General features: G+C 59.5%; 1 rRNA gene. It reads right to left on the reverse strand.

The features are described 5' to 3' along the window. Nucleotides 1-13: 13 nt before the first annotated feature. Nucleotides 14-1,549, reverse strand: a 16S ribosomal RNA gene (locus tag VS93_RS26285). Between the last annotated feature and the right edge of the window lie 253 nt (nucleotides 1,550-1,802).

Below are 1,802 nucleotides of genomic sequence, written 5' to 3' on the forward strand. Positions count from 1 at the left end.
GTGGGCTCCTTAGAAAGGAGGTGATCCAGCCGCACCTTCCGGTACGGCTACCTTGTTACGACTTCGTCCCAATCGCCAGCCCCACCTTCACGCGCTCCCCCCCAAAGGGTTAGGCCACACGTTTCGGGTGTTGCCGACTTTCATGACGTGACGGGCGGTGTGTACAAGGCCCGGGAACGTATTCACCGCGGCACTGCTGATCCGCGATTACTAGCGACTCCACCTTCATGGGGTCGAGTTGCAGACCCCAATCCGAACTGAGACCGGCTTTTAGGGATTGGCTCCACCTCACGGCATCGCACCCCGTTGTACCGGCCATTGTAGCATGTTTGCGGCCCAAGACATAAGGGGCATGATGACTTGACGTCATCCCCACCTTCCTCCGAGTTGACCCCGGCAGTCTCCCATGAGTCCCCACCACCACGTGCTGGCAACACAGGACAAGGGTTGCGCTCGTTGCGGGACTTAACCCAACATCTCACGACACGAGCTGACGACAGCCATGCACCACCTGTTGCCCACCAACCAAATGACCCCACATCTCTGCAGGTCCACGGGCAATGTCAAGCCTTGGTAAGGTTCTTCGCGTTGCGTCGAATTAAGCAACATGCTCCGCCGCTTGTGCGGGCCCCCGTCAATTCCTTTGAGTTTTAGCCTTGCGGCCGTACTCCCCAGGCGGGGCGCTTAATGCGTTAGCTACGGCACGGAACCCGTGGAAAGGCCCCACACCTAGCGCCCAACGTTTACAGCATGGACTACCAGGGTATCTAATCCTGTTCGCTCCCCATGCTTTCGCTCCTCAGCGTCAGGTAAGGCCCAGAGACCCGCCTTCGCCACCGGTGTTCCTCCTGATATCTGCGCATTTCACCGCTACACCAGGAATTCCAGTCTCCCCTACCTACCTCAAGCATGCCCGTATCCACTGCACAACCACAGTTAAGCTGCGGACTTTCACAGCAGACGCGACACGCCGCCTACGAGCTCTTTACGCCCAATAATTCCGGACAACGCTCGGACCCTACGTATTACCGCGGCTGCTGGCACGTAGTCAGCCGGTCCTTATTCCCCACCTACCGTCAACCCCGAGAACACCCGAAGCCTTCGTGAGCAGGAAAAGAGGTTTACAACCCGAAGGCCGTCATCCCCCACGCGGCGTCGCTGCGTCAGGCTTTCGCCCATTGCGCAATATTCCCCACTGCTGCCTCCCGCAGGAGTCTGGGCCGTGTCTCAGTCCCAGTGTGGCCGGTCGCCCTCTCAGGCCGGCTACCCGTAATCGCCTTGGTAGGCCCTCACCCCACCAACAAGCTGATAGGCCGCGAGCCCATCCCCAACCGGAAAAACCCTTTCCACCACCGGCCATGCAGCCAATGGTCCCATCCGGTATTAGACCGCGTTTCCACGGCTTATCCCAGAGTCAGGGGCAGGTCACTCACGTGTTACTCACCCGTTCGCCACTCACCCCACCCACAAGGAGCAGGGCGCGTTCGACTTGCATGTGTTAAGCACGCCGCCAGCGTTCGTCCTGAGCCAGGATCAAACTCTCCATCCGAAAAACCACCACCCCCGCACCCACCCACCAAGGCAGACACACAGGGCGCGCGCCTTTCCCGACGCGAAGAATCAAACCCCAGCCAACCACACCCCACAGGGCATGGCCAACCAAAGGAACCCCACACCCCCACACAGGGGGCCACGGGGCCACAATCACATCATGGCTAAAGAAAAACACACACGCGCTGTTGAGTTCTCAAAAAACAACCGCCCACCCACCACAAACCAAACCGGCTCTTCACAGGCAACGG

It is taken from the genome of Allosalinactinospora lopnorensis, from assembly GCF_000981225.1.
GTDB classification, from domain to species: domain Bacteria; phylum Actinomycetota; class Actinomycetes; order Streptosporangiales; family Streptosporangiaceae; genus Allosalinactinospora; species Allosalinactinospora lopnorensis.